The following is a 17,429-nucleotide window of genomic DNA, read 5'->3' on the forward strand; positions in this document are numbered from 1 at the left end:
GACGGAAAGTTTCAAGTAAACCCGGAGTGATGTCAATTATCGACATCTGTCAGGGATAGTCGTATCTTGCGGCCATGAGGGCTACTCGAACCCCCCGATTAGTGCTGCTCGTGACGAGCATGATCGCCATGCTCACCCTCGTCCTGCCCACCACGACCGCCCGCGCGAGCGCGCAGGCCGCCCCGCTCGGCGACGCCTTCGCCCAGGCCGCGCAGACCTACAAGGTGCCCCGCGACCTGCTGGCCACCATCGCCTACGCCGAGACCCACTTCGACGGGCACGCCGGCGCGCCGAGCGCCAGCGGCGGCTACGGCGTCATGCACCTGGTCAGCAACCCCACCGCCAAGGTCCTGGAGAAGGCCGCCGAACTCACCGGCCTGTCCACGCGGGCGCTCAAGCGCGACGCCGCGGCCAACATCAAGGGCGGCGCGGCCGTGCTGCGCGCCTACGCCGACGAGCTCGGGCTGGCCGCCGACGCGGCGCTCGGCGCGTGGTACCCGGTCGTCGCCAAGTACGGCAACGCCGCCGACCCGGCCACCGCCCGCCTGTACGCCGACACCGTCTACGACTTCCTCGGCAAAGGCCTGACCGGCACCGCGGGCGCGGAGCAGATCAGCGTTCCCGCCCAGATGGTCACCGCCGAGCGCGGCGCGTACGAACAGGCCCAGGACCTCACCGCGATGGCCGCCCTCAGCCCCGACTACCCGCCGGCCGCGTGGGTCGCCGCGAACTCCGGCAACTACACCGCCTCCAGCCGCGAGTCCAGCTACAACATCGACCGGGTGATCATCCACGTCACGCAGGGCTCGTACGCCGGCACCATCTCCTGGTTCCAGAACCCGAGCGCCAACGTCTCCGCCCACTACGTGATCCGCTCCTCCGACGGCGCGGTCACCCAGATGGTCCGTGACAAGGACGTCGCCTGGCACGCCGGCAACTGGAGCTACAACACGCGTTCCATCGGCATCGAGCACGAGGGCTTCGTCGACAACCCCTCGTGGTTCACCGACGCCATGTACCGCAGCTCGGCGGCGCTGACCGCGTACCTGTGCAACAAGTACGGCATCCCGAAGACGCGCACCGGCATCATCGGGCACAACGAGGTCCCCGGCGCCACCCACACCGACCCCGGCCGGCACTGGGACTGGAACAAGTACATGCAGTACGTCACCGGAGGCGGCGGCACCACCTGGTCCACCATCGTGGACAACACGACCGCCGACCGGTTCAGCTCCAGCGCCAACTGGGGCACCTCGACGTACTCCGCCCAGCGATACGGGCCCGACTACCGCTACGCCGAGCCTGTCGCCGCCAGCGACCCGGCCTGGTACAAGGCCAACATTCCCACCGCGGGCACATACAAGGTCGAGGTCTGGTACCCGGCGCTGCCCGGCTACAACAGCTCGGCCCCGTACATCGTGGCCGCCTCCGGCGGCAACCAGACGGTCTATGTCGACCAGCGTTCCGGCGGGGGCGGGTGGCGGAGCCTCGGCACGTTCTCGCTCAACGCCGGTGACTACAACGTGGTCGGGGTGAGCCGCTGGACCTCCGGCGTCGGCCTCGTGATCGCCGACGCCGTCCGGATCAGCAAATAACGGCTTTGGGGGTACGGCGGCGCCGTACCCCCAAAAATCCTTAACACGCGGCCCTTTACGGCCTGCTACAACTCGCGGCCCGCGCGCAGCAGACCATAGGTGACGGCCTGCTCAAGGGCCTGCCAGGAGGCGTCGATGATGTTCTCGTCCACGCCGACCGTGGCCCACTCGCCCGTGGCGTCGCTGGTGGTGATGAGGACGCGGGTGATGGCGTCGGTGCCGTGGGTGCCCTCGAGTATGCGGACCTTGAAGTCGATCAGCTCGACCGCGGCCAGCTCGGGGTAGAGCTTCTCCAGGCCCAGGCGGACCGCCTTGTCGAGGGCGTTGACGGGGCCGTTGCCCTCGCCGGTGGCCACGATGCGCTCACCCTTGGCGTGCAGTTTGACGGTGGCCTCGCTGACCAGTTCACCGCCCTTGGTGCGCTCGACGATCACGCGCCAGGACTCGACCTCGAAGTGGCGCCTGCGCTCGCCGTGCAGGGTGTCGCGCAGCAGCAGCTCGAACGAGGCGTCGGCGGCCTCGAACGTGTAGCCCTGGGACTCCAGCTCCTTGACCCGGTCGACCAGTTCCTTGGACGTCTCGGCGGACAGCTGGTAGCCCAGCTCGCGGCCCTTCAGCTCGACGCTGGCCCGTCCGGCCATGTCGGAGACCAGCATGCGCATGTCGTTGCCGACGGCGGCGGGGTCGATGTGCTGGTAGAGGTTCGGGTCCACCTTGATGGCGCTGGCGTGCAGGCCGGCCTTGTGCGCGAAGGCGGACATGCCCACGTAGGGGGCGTGCGAGTTCGGGGTGACGTTGGTGACCTCGGTGATCGCGTGGGCGATCCGGGTCATGTCCTGGAGCGCGGCCGGCGGCACCAGGTCGAAGCCCCGCTTGAGCTGGAGGTTCGCCACGACCGTGAACAGGTTCGCGTTGCCGGAGCGCTCGCCGTAACCATTGGCGCAGCCCTGCACGTGGGTCGCGCCCGCCTTCACCGCGGCCAGCGTGTTCGCGACCGCGCAGCCGGTGTCGTCGTGGCAGTGGATGCCGACGCGGGCGCTGGTCTGGACGGCCGCGTTCACCACCTCGGCTAGCTCGTCGGGGAGCATGCCCCCGTTGGTGTCACACAGGGCCACGACGTCGGCCCCCGCCTCGGCCGCGGTCCTGAGGACCTCGAGAGCGTAGGCTGGATTCGACTTGTACCCGTCGAAGAAATGCTCGGCGTCGAGGAAGACCCGCTGGCCCTCCGCTTTCAGATGAGAGATGGTGTCGCGGATCATCGCGAGGTTCTCACTGAGGGTGGTGCGGAGGGCCAGCTCCACGTGCCGGTCGTGGCTCTTGGCGACAAGAGTCACGACCGGCGCGCCGGATTCGCGCAGTGCGGCGACCAAAGGGTCATCGGCTGCCTTCATGCCTGCCCGGCGGGTCGCGCCGAACGCGGCAAGCTGCGCGTGCTTCAGGTCGAGCTCTGTTTGAGCCCGCCTGAAGAACTCTGTGTCCTTGGGGTTGGCGCCAGGCCAGCCCCCCTCGATGAAACCGACGCCCAGGCTGTCCAAGTGGCGCGCGATCGACAGCTTGTCGGCCACCGTGAGGTTGAGGCCTTCTTGCTGTGCGCCGTCGCGCAGCGTGGTGTCGTACACGTGGAAGCGGTCGTCGGCCATCTGATGGGTCTCCCGTGGAAATGAAAAAGACCCCTCACGGACGTGAGAGGTCTGCGCGCTGGCGGTGTCCTTTGTCAGCCAGCGCGCCTGCCGATAATGAGCAGACCGTAGAACATGGTGATGCCGAGTGTGCCACATGGATTCACCATCTGGCACGCTGGTCTCACGTTCTGGGACATTCTTTGTACGGCGAAGCTCAGACGGTGATGCCGTCGCCGCCCGTGATGAGCTTCTCCAGGGCTTTGGGGTCGAAGGCGACGTCACCCAGCATCTGGCCGTTGAACAGCACCGTCGGAGTCCCGTCGAGGCGGACGCCGTCGTTCTGGCTGAGGTGCTGCTTGGCGAAGGCCTGCTTGGCCACGCACTCGTCCACCGAGGCGCCCGCCTTGCGCGCGGCGCCCACCAGCTCGTCCGGCGTGAACCCGCTGGCAGTGCCGTGCGGGGCGGGTTGGATGGCGTAGAGCTGGTCGCGGAAGGCCAGCCAGTTGGCCGCGGGCACACAACGGGCGGCGGCGGCCGCGCGGACGCTGTTGGAGCGCATCGGCTCGTCCCGGAAGATCGTCACCGGATGGAAGACCACCTTCACGCTGCCCGCCTTGGCCAGGCGCTGGAGCGTGGGGTCCACGGCGGCGTGGAGCTGCTTGCAGATGGGGCAGTCGAAGTCCTCGTACAGATCGAGGACCGGCGCGGTCACCCCCGGCCTGGCGAGGACCATCGAGCCGTCCGGCTGGCGGGTGAGCTGGTAGGCGCCCTGTTTGCCACCCGGCTCCGCGAAGGCCAGGACGGCGACTACGGCAAGCACGACACACGCGGCAACACATGCCGCCACCAGCCTCTTGTTCATCGCAGGCGACCCTATCATTTGCGACATATTGCCCAGTTATTCGAACAAACTTGCGAGCTCTTTTCCGGGGCATTACCTTGGGTCGCGCACCAATCACATCGCGTTCACCTCTCGGGAGGGGATGAGGGAACCATGGCCAAGCTTCTGGAGCGTCCCGCAGTCGCGTCGCCCCCGCCACTCCCAGCGAAGTATCGGGCGGCGTGCCAGTTGTTCCCCGATGACCGGGTCGAGCTCATCCACGGCCGGATCGTGGTGAACGACGTGCCCACATGGAAGCACAACAAGATCGTCTCTCGCCTGCTCAAGCAGATCGTCGCCAAGGCCGACGTCCACGACGACTACGCGATCAAACCCAAGGAATACGCGATCGCCGGAGTCCAGGCCTTCCTCCGCATCGACCCCATACAAGCGACCGCCGGCCTCCACAGCGGACCGGCACCCGACGGCTACACCATTGTCGTGAATGTCGCCCTGGGCAACCCGCTTGAGATGCCCGCCCCCTGGAACCTCACCCTCGACACAGCCCAACTCAACGTGGCCGAGAGCTCCGGCTGATCGACAATGTCGCCATGAAGAACTTCGTGCTCGACCAGCCGATCGCCCAATACATCCACGAACACACCACCCGCCCCGATCCGCTCCTCGAGCAACTGGCCATCGAGACCCGCGCGGCCACCGGCGACCAGGCCAGCATGCAGATCTCCGCTTCCCAGGGCCGCCTGCTCACCATGATCACCCAGCTCGTCGACCCGTCGGTGGCGGTCGAGGTGGGCACGTTCACCGGCTACTCGTCGCTCTGCCTCGCCCGCGGCCTGTCCGGCGGGCACCTCTACTGCTACGACGTGAGCGAGGAGTGGACCGCGATCGCCAAACGCTACTGGGAGGACGCGGGCGTCACCGACCGCATCACCCTGACCCTCGGCCCCGCCACAGAAACCCTGCCGACCCTCCAGCGCTCCGTCGACCTGGCCTTCATCGACGCCGACAAGCCCGGCTACCCCGCCTACTACGAACTGCTCATGGAACGCCTGCGCCCCGGCGGACTGATCATGGTGGACAACACCCTGTGGACCGGCTACGTGGCCGACCCGTCGAGAAACGACGAGACCACGGTGACGATCCGCGAGTTCAACGACATGGTGATGCAGGATCCCCGCGTGACCACGACCATCCTCCCGATCTCCGACGGCCTCACCTTGATCCGCAAGAACTGACCAACACGCTGTCCTGCCACCGCCTGCCCAGCGGGGGCTCCTTCGGCCGACGCTCCACGCGGATGGCGGCCGGCACTGGCGCACGGGTGCGGGGCGAAAGAGGTGCTGCCCCACGGGTGCGGGCCAGCACGGGTGTCAGCTGATCTTGTGGATCCAGCTGTGGGGGTCGGGGCGGGTGCCGTACTGGATGCCGACGAGTTCGTCGCGGATGCGCATCGTGACCGGGCCCGGGGTGCCGTCGCCCACGGTCCAGGCGCGGTCGGCGCCCTTGACCGAGCCGACCGGCGTCACCACGGCGGCGGTGCCGCAGGCGAAGACCTCGGTCAGTTCGCCCGACTCGCAGCCGGCCTGCCACTCCTCGATCGACAGACGGCCCTCTTCGGCCTTCAGGCCGAGGTCGCCGGCGAGCTTGAGGATGGACTCGCGGGTGATGCCGGGCAGGAGCGTGCCGGTGAGGGCGGGGGTGAGGAGGCGATCGCCGTACACGAAGAAGAGGTTCATGCCGCCCATCTCCTCCACGTAGCGGTGCTCGTGGGAGTCGAGCCAGACGACCTGGTCGCAGCCCTGGGCGACGGCCTCGCGCTGGGCGACGAAGGCTCCGGCGTAGTTGCCGCCGCACTTGGCGGCGCCGGTGCCGCCGGGGGCGGCGCGGGTGTACTCGGTCGAGAGCCACACGGAGACGGGCTTGACGCCGCCGCTGAAGTACGAGGCGGCGGGCGAGGCGATGACCATGAAGCGGTAGTTCTCGGACGGGTAGTTGACGCCGAGGCCGACCTGGGTGGCGATGATGAACGGGCGCAGGTAGAGGCTGTGGCCCTCGGTCGTGGGGACCCAGTCGCGGTCGGCCTGGACGAGGAGTTCGAGCGCCTCCACGAAGGTGTCTTCCGGCAGTTCCGGCATGGCCATGCGCGCGCAGGAGTGGTTGAAGCGGGCGGCGTTGGCGTAGGGGCGGAAGGTGACGATCGAGCCGTTCGCGTGCCGGTAGGCCTTGAGACCCTCGAAGAGTTCCTGCGCGTAGTGGAAGACGGAGGTCGCGGGGTCGAGCGTGAGCGGTCCATACGGCGTGAGGCGGGCGTCGTGCCAGCCGGTGCCCTCCGTGTAGTCGATCGAGACCATGTGATCGGTGAAGGCCTTCCCGAACCCGGGGCTCGCCAGTACCGCCTCGCGCTCTGCCGCGGTGCGAGCGTGGTCGGATAGCTGCACGTCGAAGCTGAGCTTCTGAGAGGTGGTCATGACGGAGATCCTTCTCTTTCTCTGAGGACTACCCTGCATCCATTCTGCGCCGGATCGGGTAGAGGGAACTTACTGCATCTAAAAGGACGACCGTTAGGGCGCAACGAAAACGCCCGGAGGCTCTCGCGAGCCACCGGGCGTGGGTGGTCAGGCGGCCGCGAGTGCGCTGGGGCGCCTGGGCCGCTTGTCAGGTCGGTACCGGGTGTTCACGAGCTGCGGGTTCGCGCGCTGCCTGCCGTACCTCCGCAGACTTCTTGTCAGACCCCGAGGGTGGGGGATCTCACGTTCTGCGGTACGGCGGGCCGCTCGTGGGCCGGTGGCCTGCGGCGTCAGGCGCCGCCGGATACTCGGGCGGCGAGGTCGTCGCCGATTTCCCGGGTGGTGCGGGCGGCGGCGTGCGAGAGGCGCTCGACGATGTCGTCGGCGACGGCCTGCTCGACGCGGGCGGCCTCGGCGGTCAGACCGAGGTGGTCCAGGAGCATGGCGACCGAGAGGATGGTGGCGGTCGGGTCGGCCTTGCTCTGCCCGGCGATGTCGGGGGCGCTGCCGTGCACCGGCTCGAACATGCTCGGCGCGGCGCCTTCGGGGTTGATGTTGCCGCTGGCCGCGAGGCCGATGCCACCGGCCACCGCGGCGCCGAGGTCGGTGATGATGTCGCCGAACAGGTTGTCGGTGACGATCACGTCGAAGCGCTCGGGCTGGTTGACGAAGAACATCGTGGCCGCGTCGATGTGCACGTAGTCGGTGGCGACCTCGGGGTACTCCTCGGCCACGCGGTCGAAGGTGCGCTGCCACAGGTCACCGGCGAAGGTGAGCACGTTGGTCTTGTGGACCAGCGTGAGCTTCTTGCGCGGGCGGCTCTGCGCCTTGGCGAAGGCGTAGCGGACGACGCGTTCGACGCCGTAGGCGGTGTTGATGGACTCCTGCGTCGCCACCTCGTACGGCGTGCCCTTGCGCATGGCCCCGCCGGTGCCGGCGTAGAGCGACTCGGTGCCTTCGCGGACGACGACGATATCGACGTTCTCGGCCGGTGTGTCGGCCAGCGGCGTCGCGACGCCGGGCAGCAGCTTGACCGGGCGCAGGTTGACGTAGTGGTCGAAGTCGAAGCGGATGCGCAGGAGCAGGTCGCGCTCCAGCAGGCCGGGCGGCACCTTGCGGGGGTCGCCGACGGCGCCGAGCAGGATCGCGTCGTAGCCGCGCAGCTCCTGCAGCACGGAGTCGGGTAGGACCTCGCCGGTCCTGGCGTAGCGGTCCGCGCCGAGGTCGTACTCGGTGATGTCGAACTTGGGACCGACCGCCTCGAGAACCTTGAGGCCCTCGGTCACGACCTCGGTACCGATGCCGTCTCCGGGGATGACGGCCAGGCGAATGCTACGCGACTCCATGGGCGGTACCTTACCGGGTCGTCTCGCCTGACGAGCAACCCATCTCATTTCCCGGACACTCCATTTTGCCCGATTTGCACGCTTTTGACTGTTTCGTTAGAGTCCCACCAGCCTAATCCGCACACCGCAGTGCGGAGCCGGGGACCCACCTCCCCCATTGGGGCGAATCGGCGCTTACCACGCCGTAGGGCGACTTCCAGGCCCGAGCCCGACAGCTAACCCGGTAGGCCTTGTGGAAGGACATTCCCCTGTCTCGCATCATCGCGACCGCTGTGCTCATCACCGTCTCCGGTGTCACCGCAGCCACCCTCGCATCCCCCGCCATCGCATCCCCCGCCTCCCCCGCTTCTCCCGCCTCCCCCGTCACCACCGTCGACCCCTACGACGTCACGCTGACCAGCCAGGGCCTCAAGGAAATCCAGGAGCGGCGGACGCCCAAGCCCAGCTGGCAGAAGGCCCTGGCCTACGCCATGGACAAGCGCGGCACCCCGTATGTCTGGGGCGGCACCACCAAACGCGGCTACGACTGCTCCGGCCTCATGCTCCGCGCCTACGAAAGCGCGGGCATCGAACTACCCCGCACCGCCGCCCAGCAGTACTCGGCGTTCTCCAGAAAGATCAGCTGGAAGAACCTGAAGCCCGGCGACCTGGTCTTCTTCTCGGGACTGGGGCACGTGGGCATGATCTCCCGGCCTGGGCACATGGTGCATTCGCCGCGTACCGGTGATGTGGTCAAGGAGGAAAAACTGAGCGCCTGGCGCCGCCGCGCCTTCGTGGGCGCCGTGCGTCCGGATCCGGCGGGCGTCAAACTCACCAACCAGCTCGAAAAGATCCGCCAAGCCCCCGCGCCCGTCATGCCCACCGCCACGCTGTGACGCGCCCGTTCTCCTGATCTTCTCCTGATCACCTGATAGCGCTGATCCCGCCGGCCCGTCGCGGCGAGCTGTCGCGGTTTCTCCCGTGCGTGGCTTCACTCACGCGCGGGAGAAACCACGGCCTCGGTCGCGCGGGCAATGTCGCGACTTTCTCACGCCGCGCGCGGGCTCTCGCGCGGGCCCTTTCGCGACTTTCTCACGCCGCGCGCGGGCTCTCGCGCGGGCCCTTTCGCGGTTTCTCCCGCGAGCGGCCCTGTCGCACGCGAGCTTCTGTCGCGTGGGGTTCTGCCACTGCAGGTTCTTCTCCTACGGCAAGCCACCCACCCCCACCCGCCGCACGTGGACCTCTCTGTCCAGGGAGACGGTCGTCCAGCGGGGGTGGCTGACCGCCGTAACGAGCGCACGCACAGGCGGCATCCCCCATACCCTCGCTGATCTCAGCCCATACGGGTGGAGAAGATCAGGTCCCAGGCGCGGCCCCTCGCATGGGCGACGGCGCCCAGCAACACCCCGCTGTCACCCAGAGCGCTGGCCACGATCGTGGGCCGGAGGGGCCCCAGTTCGCCGATTCGGCGTTGGATGGCGTCGCCCAGCAGGTCGAGGTTGTGTCCTACGCCGCCGGAGAGCACGATCACCTCCGGGTCCAGGACGGCGGCCACCGCCACGAGCAGCCCGCCGATCCGCCGGCCCTCCGCTGCCACGACCGACAGCGCCGCCGGATCGCCCCGTTCCGCGGCGGCGAAGATCTCCTTGGCCGTTCCCAGGGACAGCCCGGCGGCCCGCGCCGCCCGCACCACCCCCGGAGCCGCGGCCACGGTCTCGGTTGCCCCGTGCTCCCGCACGCTCGCATCCCCCTGATCCGCGCCGACCGCCTGCACGACACCGGGGAACGCTTCTCTGGCGCCCTGGACCGACGCCCCGGCAACAGATCCGGCACTCGATACCCCGGACGGCAGATCCGGGTCGGGCGTGCGCTGGGTGTCGGGCGTGCCCTGCGTGTCGGGGTTGGGTCCGCCGTCATGGCCAAGCCGCGCCTCCGAACCCGGCCGCGCCTCGGAGCCGGCCCAGGCGTCAGAGCCAGGCCGGGTGCCGGGGCCAGACCGCATGCCGGAGCCGGGTCGGGCCTCGGAGTTCTGCCGGGTGTCGGCGCTGGGCCGGGTGTTGGGGTTGGTGTCGGCGCTGGGTCGGGTGTTGGGGTTGGTGTCGGGGCTGGGCCGGGTGTCGGGGCTGGGGCTGGGGCTGGCGTTGGTCGTTGGGGGGTTGGGGCTTGGGCTGGTCGTTGGGGGGTTGGGGGTGGAGGGCTCGGGGGCGGGGGTGGGGAGGTCGTCGGTGGCGGGGAGGTAGGAGACCTCGCCTGCCGCGCCCCTGGCGCCCACGTACAGTTCGCCGTTGACGACTATGCCCATGCCCACGCCGGTGCCGATGGAGACCAGGGCGAAGTTGGACTTGCCCTGGCCCTCGCCGTACGCGTGTTCACCGACGGCGGCGAGGTTGATGTCGTTCTCGATGACCAGGTCGACGTTGAGGGCGGCGCGCAGGCGGTCGGCCAGGTCGGGGCCCGGGAGGTTGGGGGCGAAGTCCAGGCGGCCGGCGTTCTGGTCGTAGACGCCTGGGGAGCCTACGACGGCGCAGACGATCGCGGACCAGTCGAGTTCGGCTTCGCGGGCGGCCGCGCGGGCCAGGCGGGCGACGAGTTCGGCCAGTTCGGCCGATGTGCGCGCGGTGTTCCGGCCGTCGGTACGGCCGGCGAAAGTACCCCGGAGATCGGCCACCGCCACCCGGATCCAGTCGCGGCCGATGTCGATGCCTGCGACGTGGGCGGAGGCGGCGTTCACGTCGTAGAGGGAGGTCACGGGGCCGGGGCGGCCGGAAACCTCGCCTACCAGGTGGACCAGTCCGTCCTCTTCCAGTCCTGCGAGGGCGGCGGAGACGGTGGGCTTGGACAGGCCGGTGACCTTGGCGAGGTCGGCTCTGGACGCGGGGCCCTCCCGGTGGAGTTGGTCCAGTAGGCGCCGCTCGTTCATGACCCGCAGCAACCGCGGGTTTCCCAGCTCGCTTCGCACCGCGACCTCCCCTTCACGGCAGACTCTAGCCAACGCACCAGATAGTAAATTACCTTTCTTACCAACCACCTTCCAACCATCCCGATCCACCCCGGGCGAGGGGCGACCCAAGACAAGGGACAACTCCCACGCGACACGAGAAGGCCACATGCGGGGACGGCCCAGGCACGGAGGAGCCCGAGCAAGGAAGGACAGCGCACGGCGAAAGAGGTCGGGCCACGCCAACAGGTCAGCACGCCGAGCGAACCAGGGGCCGCGCTGAGCCGACAAGAGCGGCGCAGCACGAGAAGGACGGACCTGGCAAGAACGAGCGCGGCCGCCGGAGGAGGACAAGTCCGGCGCGGAGAAGGCAGGTCCGGCGCAGGAGGCGGGCCGGTGGAGAAGGGCTGGTTGGAAGGTAGGTGGACCCGGGGGTCTGGCTGCACTCGAGAGGAACGATGTGCGATGCACCGAGGAGTGATGGTCGCAGCCGCGATGCTGCTGCTGGCGGGATGTGGCAGCGGCGGCGCGGGTACGACGGCGAGCACCCAACCATCCCAAGCCGAACAGACAGGACAGACGGCTAAGAAGATCGCCCTCTTCCTGCCCGAATCCAAGACGACCAGATACGAGGCCTTCGACCGGCCCCTGTTCGAGGCCAAGGTCAAGGCGCTCTGCTCGACCTGCGAGATCCTCTACAGCAACGCCGACCAGGACGCCGCCAAACAGCAACAGCAGGTCGAGGCGGCCATCACCCAGGGCGCGAACGTTCTGGTCCTGGACGCCGTGGACGCCGCCGCCGTGGCGCCGCTGGTCAATCAGGCCAAGCAGAAGCAGATCCCGGTCATCGCCTATGACCGGCTGATCTCGGGGATCGACTACGCGTACTACGTGTCGTTCAACAACGTGCGGGTGGGCGAGATGCAGGGGCAGGCGCTGCTGGACGCGCTCAACGCCAAGGGCACGGCGGCGAAGGGCGAGATCGTGATGATCCACGGCTCCCCCACCGACCCGAGCTCGGCCGACTACAAGAAGGGCGCCAAGAACGTCCTGGACGGCAAGGTCAAGGTGGGCAGGGAGTTCGACACGCCGGACTGGAGCCCGGACAAGGCGCAGCAGCAGATGGAGCAGGCGATCACGGCGCTGGGCCGCGACAAGATCGTGGGTGTGCTGAGCGCGAACGACGGCATGGCGGGCGGGGCGATCGCGGCGATGAAGCGCGCCGGGTACGCGGCGCTGCCGCCGATCACCGGCCAGGACGCCGAACTCGCCGCCATCCAGCGCATTCTCACCGGCGAACAGCACATGACCATTTATCTGAACATCAGGGCTGAGGCGGAGAAGTCCGCCGAGCTGGCCGTCGCCCTGGCCAACGGCGAGACCCCGCAGGCCCCGGCCAAGGTCAACAACGGCACCGCCGACATCCCGGCCTTCCTCCTCGACCCCATCCCGGTCACCGCCGACAAGATCAAGGACACGATCGTGAAGGACAAGTTCTACACGGTCGAGCAGATCTGTACCGCCGAGGTCAAGGCGGCCTGCGAGAAGAACGGCATCCAGTAGATGATCTCCGCATCGGGGATAACCAAGCGGTACGGCGCGGTCCAGGCCCTCGACGGGGCGAGCCTGGACCTGCGTCCCGGCGAGGTGGTCGCGCTCATGGGCGACAACGGCGCGGGCAAGTCGACCCTGGTCAAGACCATCTCGGGGGTGGTCGTCCCGGACGCGGGCACGATCGCCGTGGACGGCGCGCCGGTCAGGATCGGCGGCCCGCGCGACGCCCAGGCCCTCGGCATCGCCACCGTCTACCAGGACCTCGCCCTGTGCGAGAACCTCGACGTCGTCGGCAACCTCTTCCTCGGCGCCGAGGACCGCTTCCTGCGCCACATCCGGATGGAGCGCGCCACCCGCGACCTGCTCGGCCAGCTCGACGTGCGCATCCGCGACATCCGGGTGCCGGTCGCGATGCTCTCCGGCGGCCAGCGGCAGTCGGTGGCCATCGCGCGGGCCCTGCTCGGCTCCCCGCGCCTGGTCATCCTGGACGAGCCGACCGCCGCGCTCGGCGTGGAGCAGACCGCGCAGGTGCTCGCCCTCATCGGACGGCTGCGCGAGCGCGGGCTCGCGGTGCTGGTCGTCTCACACAACCTGGCCGACGTGCGCGCGGTGAGCGACCGGGTGGCCGTCCTGCGCCTGGGCCGCAACGCGGGAGTCTTCGGTACGGCCACCGCCGCCCAGGAGGAGATCGTCGCCGCCATCACAGGAGCGGGAGCATGAACCCGGACACGACGCTGCGCACGCCGTACCCCATGAAGGTGTTGAAGCGCGGCGACATCGGCGCGTGGCCGGTCGTCGGCGCGCTCGTCGCGATCGCGATCATCTTCAGCACGCTCAACGACCGGTTCCTCTCGGCGCAGAACCTCACCACGCTGGCCCTGCAGATGGCCGCGACCGGCACGATCGCGCTCGGCATCATCATGGTGCTGCTGCTGGGCGAGATCGACCTGTCGGCCGGGTCGGTCAGCGGCCTGTGCGCGACGGTCATGACGATCGTCAACGTGAAGCAGGGCTGGCATCCGCTGGCCTCGATCGGGCTCGCGCTGGTGGCGGGGGCGGCGATCGGGTTGCTGCACGGGCTGATGCTGACCCGGCTGCGGATGCCGTCGTTCGTGGTCACGCTGGCCGGGCTGATGGGCTGGCAGGGGTTGCTGCTCTACTTGCTGCGGGAGGGCGGCACGATCAACCTGCCGTTCACCGGCTTCATCTCCAAGCTGAGCGACACCTGGCTGCCGGGCTGGCTGTCGTGGCCGGTGGTGGCGGGGCTGGTGCTCGGCTCCGGCGGCGTGAGCCTGCTGAACCGGGTCCACCGGTCGCGGGCCGGGCTGCCGGTCACGCCTGCGTGGTGGCTGGGGGCGCGCTCGGCGGGGCTGGCGGTGCTGCTCGGTGCGGGCGTGCTGATCATGTCGGCCGACCGGGGCGTGCCGTTGCTGCTGGTCATCTTCGGCACGCTGGTGGTGGGCTTCGACCTCATGCTGCGGCACACCGCCTTCGGCCGGCACGTCTACGCGGTCGGCGGCAACGCCGAGGCGGCCAGGCGCGCGGGCATCAACGTGACCAGGATCCGGATCCTGGCGTTCATGCTGGGCTCGACGCTCGCCGCGGCCGGCGGGATCCTGGCGGCCAGCCGCCTGTCCGCGGTCAACCAGCAGTCGGGCGGCAGCGACGTCCTGCTCATGGCGATCGCCGCGGCGGTCATCGGCGGCACCTCGCTGTTCGGCGGGCGTGGCCGGGCCTACGCCGCGCTGCTCGGGGTGCTGGTCATCCAGTCGATCACCAGCGGTATGTTCCTGCTCAGCGTGGACTCCTCGGTCCGCCTCATGGTCACGGCCGCGGTGCTCGCACTGGCCGTCGCCATCGACTCCCTCGCCAGAAAGGGTCCTGTCAGGTGAGCCAGGTGCTGGGCATCGACGTCGGCGGCACGAAGATCGCGGTGGGGGTCTCCGGCGCCGACGGGCCCGAGGTCTCCGCGCGTGAGCGCCTGGACACCGGTCCCGACGCGCTCGCGCGGGCGCTCGCCGCCGCCCGCCGCCTCGACCGGCATCCGGCCGCGGTCGGCTTCTCGACCACGGGGGTGATCCGCGACGGTGTGGTACGGCTGTCGCCGAACGTCCCCGGCTGGGACGGCCTGGAACTGCCCAGGCTGCTGGCCGAGGAGTTCGGCGACATCCCCGTGGCCATCGACAACGACGTCAACGCGGCGGCCGCCGCCGAACTGCGCTGGGGCGCGCTGCGCGGCGTGTCCACCGGCATCTACCTGAACCTCGGCACCGGCCTGGCCGCGGCCCTGATCGTCGGCGGCGCCGTGGTGCCGGGGGCGCACGGCGCGGCGGGCGAGATCGGCTACCTGCAGGTGGAGCCGGGTGAACCGGCGTTCGCCGACGGTCATGTGCCGCTGGAGGAGCGGGTGTCGGGCAGCGGCCTGGCCAGACGCGCCTCGGCCCTGCTCGGCCGTCCGGTCACCACCGCCCACCTCCTCACCCACTATTCCCAGGCCGGTTCCGAGGACGTCGTGCGGGATCTGGTGACGCAGGCGTTGCGGCTGCTGGCGGTCAGCGTGGCCAACCTGTGCGTGATGGTCGATCCCGAGCGCCTCGTGGTGGGCGGCGGGATGATGGGGGCGGCTGACGTGATCATGCCGGGGTTGGTGGCCGAGGTGCGGCGGGCCGTACCGTTCGCGCCGGAGGTACGGCAGGCGCGCTTCAGCGACGACGCCCCGTTGCTGGGAGCCCTCGCACTGGCCCACGCAGCGATCTAGCCTGGCGGCATGGCGACGTTCTACCGCCTGAACTTCTAGCGGGAGGGGACGCCGCCGTTGTCGCGCCGGTCCAGGGCGAACTGGACGGCTTCGGCCGCCTCTTCCTCGTGCTCGTCGGCGTGGTTCCAGGGATACATCTCGTACATGATGCGACTCATCTCATAACGCGGGCGTACTTCGAGAAGGAGGCCGGACCCCGGTCACGGGTCGGACCGAGCCTGGTCCAACCGGTCCGGGTCACGGATCCGGTGAGAGAGAAGGGTCTTAACGGCCGACGCAACGCCACACACCGCGGCGAATGGTCGACCTGCCCTAGCAGGCTCCGCCGCGGCAGGTAATAAGTACGAGAACCTGGCGCATTGCCGCCAGCGTACCTCGGGATCTCGTTGGATGTCCTAGCATCTCGCATGCTGAGACAAGAAATGCGGCCGTCGTGGAATGTTCCACGACGGCCGCTTGTCGCTACGGGCTTAGTCCTCCAGGTCCACCGAGCGGCCGCTGTCGGCGCCGATCTCGGCGACGATCTGGTCCACGACGTCGGCCGGGATGGCCGAGTCGACGGTCAGCGCGATGAGCGCCTTGCCGCCCTTGGTGTCGCGGGCCACCTGCATCGAGGCGATGTTGATGCCCTGCTCGCCGAGCAGGCGGCCGACCACGCCGACGATGCCGGGGCGGTCGGTGTAGGTGAAGAACGACAGGTGCGCGGTCGGCTCGATCTCCATCTCGTAGCCGTTGACCTCGACGATCTTCGTGACCTGGCGGGGGCCGGAGAGCGTACCCGACACCGAGACCTGGCGGCCGTCCGCCAGGACGCCGCGGACGGTGACGACGTTGCGCCAGTCGGGGCTGTCGGAGCTGGTGACCAGCTCGACGTGGATGCCGCGGTCCTTGGCCAGCAGCGGCGCGTTGACGTAGGTGACCTGCTCCTCGATGACGTCGGCGAAGACGCCCTTGAGCGCCGCCAGCTCGACCACGCGCACGTCATGGGAGGCGATCTCGCCGCGCACCTCGATGTCGAGCTTGGTGGCGACCTCGCCGGCGAGCGCGGTGAAGACGCGGCCCAGCTTCTCGGCCAGCGGCAGGCCCGGCTTGACGTCCTCGGCGACCGCGCCGCCCTGGACGTTGACCGCGTCCGGCACGAACTCGCCGGCCAGCGCCAGCTTCACGCTCCGCGCGACCTGGGTGCCGGCCTTCTCCTGGGCCTCGTGCGTGGAGGCGCCGAGGTGCGGGGTGGCGACGACCTGGTCGAGCTCGAACAGCGGGCTGTCGGTGCAGGGCTCCTTCGCGAACACGTCGAGACCGGCGCCGGCGACCCGGCCCTCCTTGATCGCGGAGTAGAGCGCGCCCTCGTCCACGATGCCGCCGCGGGCGACGTTGATGATCCGTACGCTCGGCTTGACCTCGTGCAGTTCCTTGTCGCCGATGAGACCGAGGGTCTCCTTCGACTTGGGCAGGTGCACGGTGATGAAGTCGGCCTGCTTGATGGCCTCCTCCAGGCTGACCAGCCGCACGCCCATCTGCGCGGCGCGGGCCGGCGGCAGGTAGGGGTCGTAGGCGATCAGCTCGACGCCGAACGGCTGCAGGCGCTGGGCCACGAGCTGGCCGATCTTGCCCAGGCCGAGGATGGCCACGATCTTCTCGTCCAGCTCGACACCGGTGTACTTGGACCGCTTCCACTCGCCGTTCTTCAGCGCCGAGTGGGCCTGGGCGGTGTTGCGGGCGGAGGCAAGGATGAGCGCGATCGTCTGCTCGGCGGCGCTGGTGATGTTGGAGGTCGGCGCGTTGACGACCATGACACCGGCCTTGGTGGCCGCATCGACGTCAACGTTGTCGAGGCCGACACCGGCGCGGGCGACCACGCGCAGCTTAGGCGCCGCGGCGATGGCCTCGGCGTCCACCTGGGTGGCGGACCTCACGATGATCGCGTCCACATCGGCGAGGGCGGGCAGGAGCTGGGAGCGGTCGGCGCCGTCGGTGTGACGGACCTCGAAGTCCGCGGCGAGCACGGCGAGGCCTGCTTCGGACAGCTCCTCGGCGACCAGGACGACGGGCTTGTTCACAGTGGATCCTTAGGGCATGCGGCGGGCTGTGGAGGGGCACTGCGGCGGGCCCCTCGGGATCCCTCAGAGTGTATCCGCGCTTGTGAACGCGTTCACGAGGGTCTTGGGATCTGAGACGTACAGCACGCTGATACCGCAGCTGGGACGGGGGATACGAGGGTGACGAGTACCCCACTCCGGGGAAACTCATCCATCCCGCGGCCATCTTTGTCTTGATCGGGAGATTTAT

At 69.2% G+C, this 17,429-nt stretch carries 14 protein-coding genes and 1 riboswitch; of the genes, 8 read left to right on the forward strand and 6 right to left on the reverse strand.

The window, feature by feature from the left end; genetic code table 11:
• The first annotated feature begins 74 nt into the window (after positions 1-74).
• On the forward strand, positions 75-1,595 hold the full coding sequence (locus tag ACIBI5_RS09635; protein ID WP_397244998.1) for an N-acetylmuramoyl-L-alanine amidase: 1,521 nt from the start codon (positions 75-77) through the stop codon (positions 1,593-1,595).
• Between the two features lie 65 nt (positions 1,596-1,660).
• Here ACIBI5_RS09635 and cimA read toward each other — a convergent pair whose 3' ends face one another.
• Positions 1,661-3,235 carry a citramalate synthase gene (cimA, locus tag ACIBI5_RS09640; protein ID WP_379612510.1) on the reverse strand — a complete coding sequence of 525 codons (1,575 nt, stop codon included), beginning with the start codon at positions 3,233-3,235 and terminating at the stop codon, positions 1,661-1,663.
• A gap of 196 nt (positions 3,236-3,431) precedes the next feature.
• Entirely contained in the window at positions 3,432-4,079 is a 648-nt protein-coding gene (locus ACIBI5_RS09645) for a DsbA family protein (protein ID WP_397245000.1), read from the reverse strand.
• 132 nt (positions 4,080-4,211) lie between these two features.
• Between ACIBI5_RS09645 and ACIBI5_RS09650 the strand changes: the two genes are divergently transcribed.
• Positions 4,212-4,634 carry a hypothetical protein gene (locus ACIBI5_RS09650; RefSeq protein ID WP_397245002.1) on the forward strand — a complete coding sequence of 141 codons (423 nt, stop codon included), beginning with the start codon at positions 4,212-4,214 and terminating at the stop codon, positions 4,632-4,634.
• A 14-nt stretch (positions 4,635-4,648) separates the two neighbouring features.
• Positions 4,649-5,293: an O-methyltransferase gene (locus ACIBI5_RS09655; protein WP_397245004.1), complete on the forward strand. Its 645-nt coding sequence runs from the start codon at positions 4,649-4,651 to the stop codon at positions 5,291-5,293.
• A 135-nt stretch (positions 5,294-5,428) separates the two neighbouring features.
• Here ACIBI5_RS09655 and ACIBI5_RS09660 read toward each other — a convergent pair whose 3' ends face one another.
• The gene (locus ACIBI5_RS09660) at positions 5,429-6,526 is read right to left on the reverse strand and encodes a branched-chain amino acid aminotransferase (protein ID WP_397245005.1); all 1,098 of its coding nucleotides are present in this window, start codon (positions 6,524-6,526) and stop codon (positions 5,429-5,431) included.
• Positions 6,527-6,855: 329 nt separating this feature from the next.
• Positions 6,856-7,911, reverse strand: coding sequence for a 3-isopropylmalate dehydrogenase (locus ACIBI5_RS09665; protein WP_397245007.1), 1,056 nt, complete (start codon positions 7,909-7,911; stop codon positions 6,856-6,858).
• A 99-nt stretch (positions 7,912-8,010) separates the two neighbouring features.
• Positions 8,011-8,156, forward strand: a riboswitch (cyclic di-AMP (ydaO/yuaA leader).
• Positions 8,157-8,183: 27 nt separating this feature from the next.
• Here ACIBI5_RS09665 and ACIBI5_RS09670 point away from each other — a divergent pair.
• Positions 8,184-8,786, forward strand: a complete 603-nt coding sequence (locus tag ACIBI5_RS09670; protein ID WP_397245009.1) for a C40 family peptidase — start codon at positions 8,184-8,186, stop codon at positions 8,784-8,786.
• 437 nt (positions 8,787-9,223) lie between these two features.
• On the opposite strand, the gene ACIBI5_RS09675 is transcribed toward ACIBI5_RS09670, so the two are convergent.
• Positions 9,224-10,849, reverse strand: a complete 1,626-nt coding sequence (locus tag ACIBI5_RS09675; protein ID WP_397245011.1) for an ROK family protein — start codon at positions 10,847-10,849, stop codon at positions 9,224-9,226.
• Positions 10,850-11,308: 459 nt separating this feature from the next.
• Between ACIBI5_RS09675 and ACIBI5_RS09680 the strand changes: the two genes are divergently transcribed.
• The 4 genes from ACIBI5_RS09680 to ACIBI5_RS09695 are packed head-to-tail and all read left to right on the forward strand — an operon-like array spanning position 11,309 to position 15,140.
• The gene (locus ACIBI5_RS09680; RefSeq protein WP_397245013.1) at positions 11,309-12,391 is read left to right on the forward strand and encodes a sugar ABC transporter substrate-binding protein; all 1,083 of its coding nucleotides are present in this window, start codon (positions 11,309-11,311) and stop codon (positions 12,389-12,391) included.
• Positions 12,392-13,102, forward strand: a complete 711-nt coding sequence (locus ACIBI5_RS09685; RefSeq protein WP_397245015.1) for an ATP-binding cassette domain-containing protein — start codon at positions 12,392-12,394, stop codon at positions 13,100-13,102. It abuts the gene before it with no gap.
• Positions 13,099-14,274 carry a sugar ABC transporter permease gene (locus tag ACIBI5_RS09690; protein WP_397245017.1) on the forward strand — a complete coding sequence of 392 codons (1,176 nt, stop codon included), beginning with the start codon at positions 13,099-13,101 and terminating at the stop codon, positions 14,272-14,274. Before ACIBI5_RS09685 ends, ACIBI5_RS09690 begins: the two co-directional genes overlap by 4 nt.
• Entirely contained in the window at positions 14,271-15,140 is an 870-nt protein-coding gene (locus ACIBI5_RS09695; RefSeq protein WP_397245020.1) for an ROK family protein, read from the forward strand. The genes ACIBI5_RS09690 and ACIBI5_RS09695 overlap by 4 nt, the downstream gene beginning before the upstream one ends.
• Positions 15,141-15,610: 470 nt before the next feature.
• On the opposite strand, the gene serA is transcribed toward ACIBI5_RS09695, so the two are convergent.
• Positions 15,611-17,200, reverse strand: coding sequence for a phosphoglycerate dehydrogenase (serA, locus tag ACIBI5_RS09700; protein ID WP_397245022.1), 1,590 nt, complete (start codon positions 17,198-17,200; stop codon positions 15,611-15,613).
• Positions 17,201-17,429 lie beyond the last annotated feature (229 nt).

The sequence above is a fragment of the Nonomuraea sp. NPDC050540 genome (assembly GCF_044457485.1).
Lineage (GTDB): Bacteria > Actinomycetota > Actinomycetes > Streptosporangiales > Streptosporangiaceae > Nonomuraea.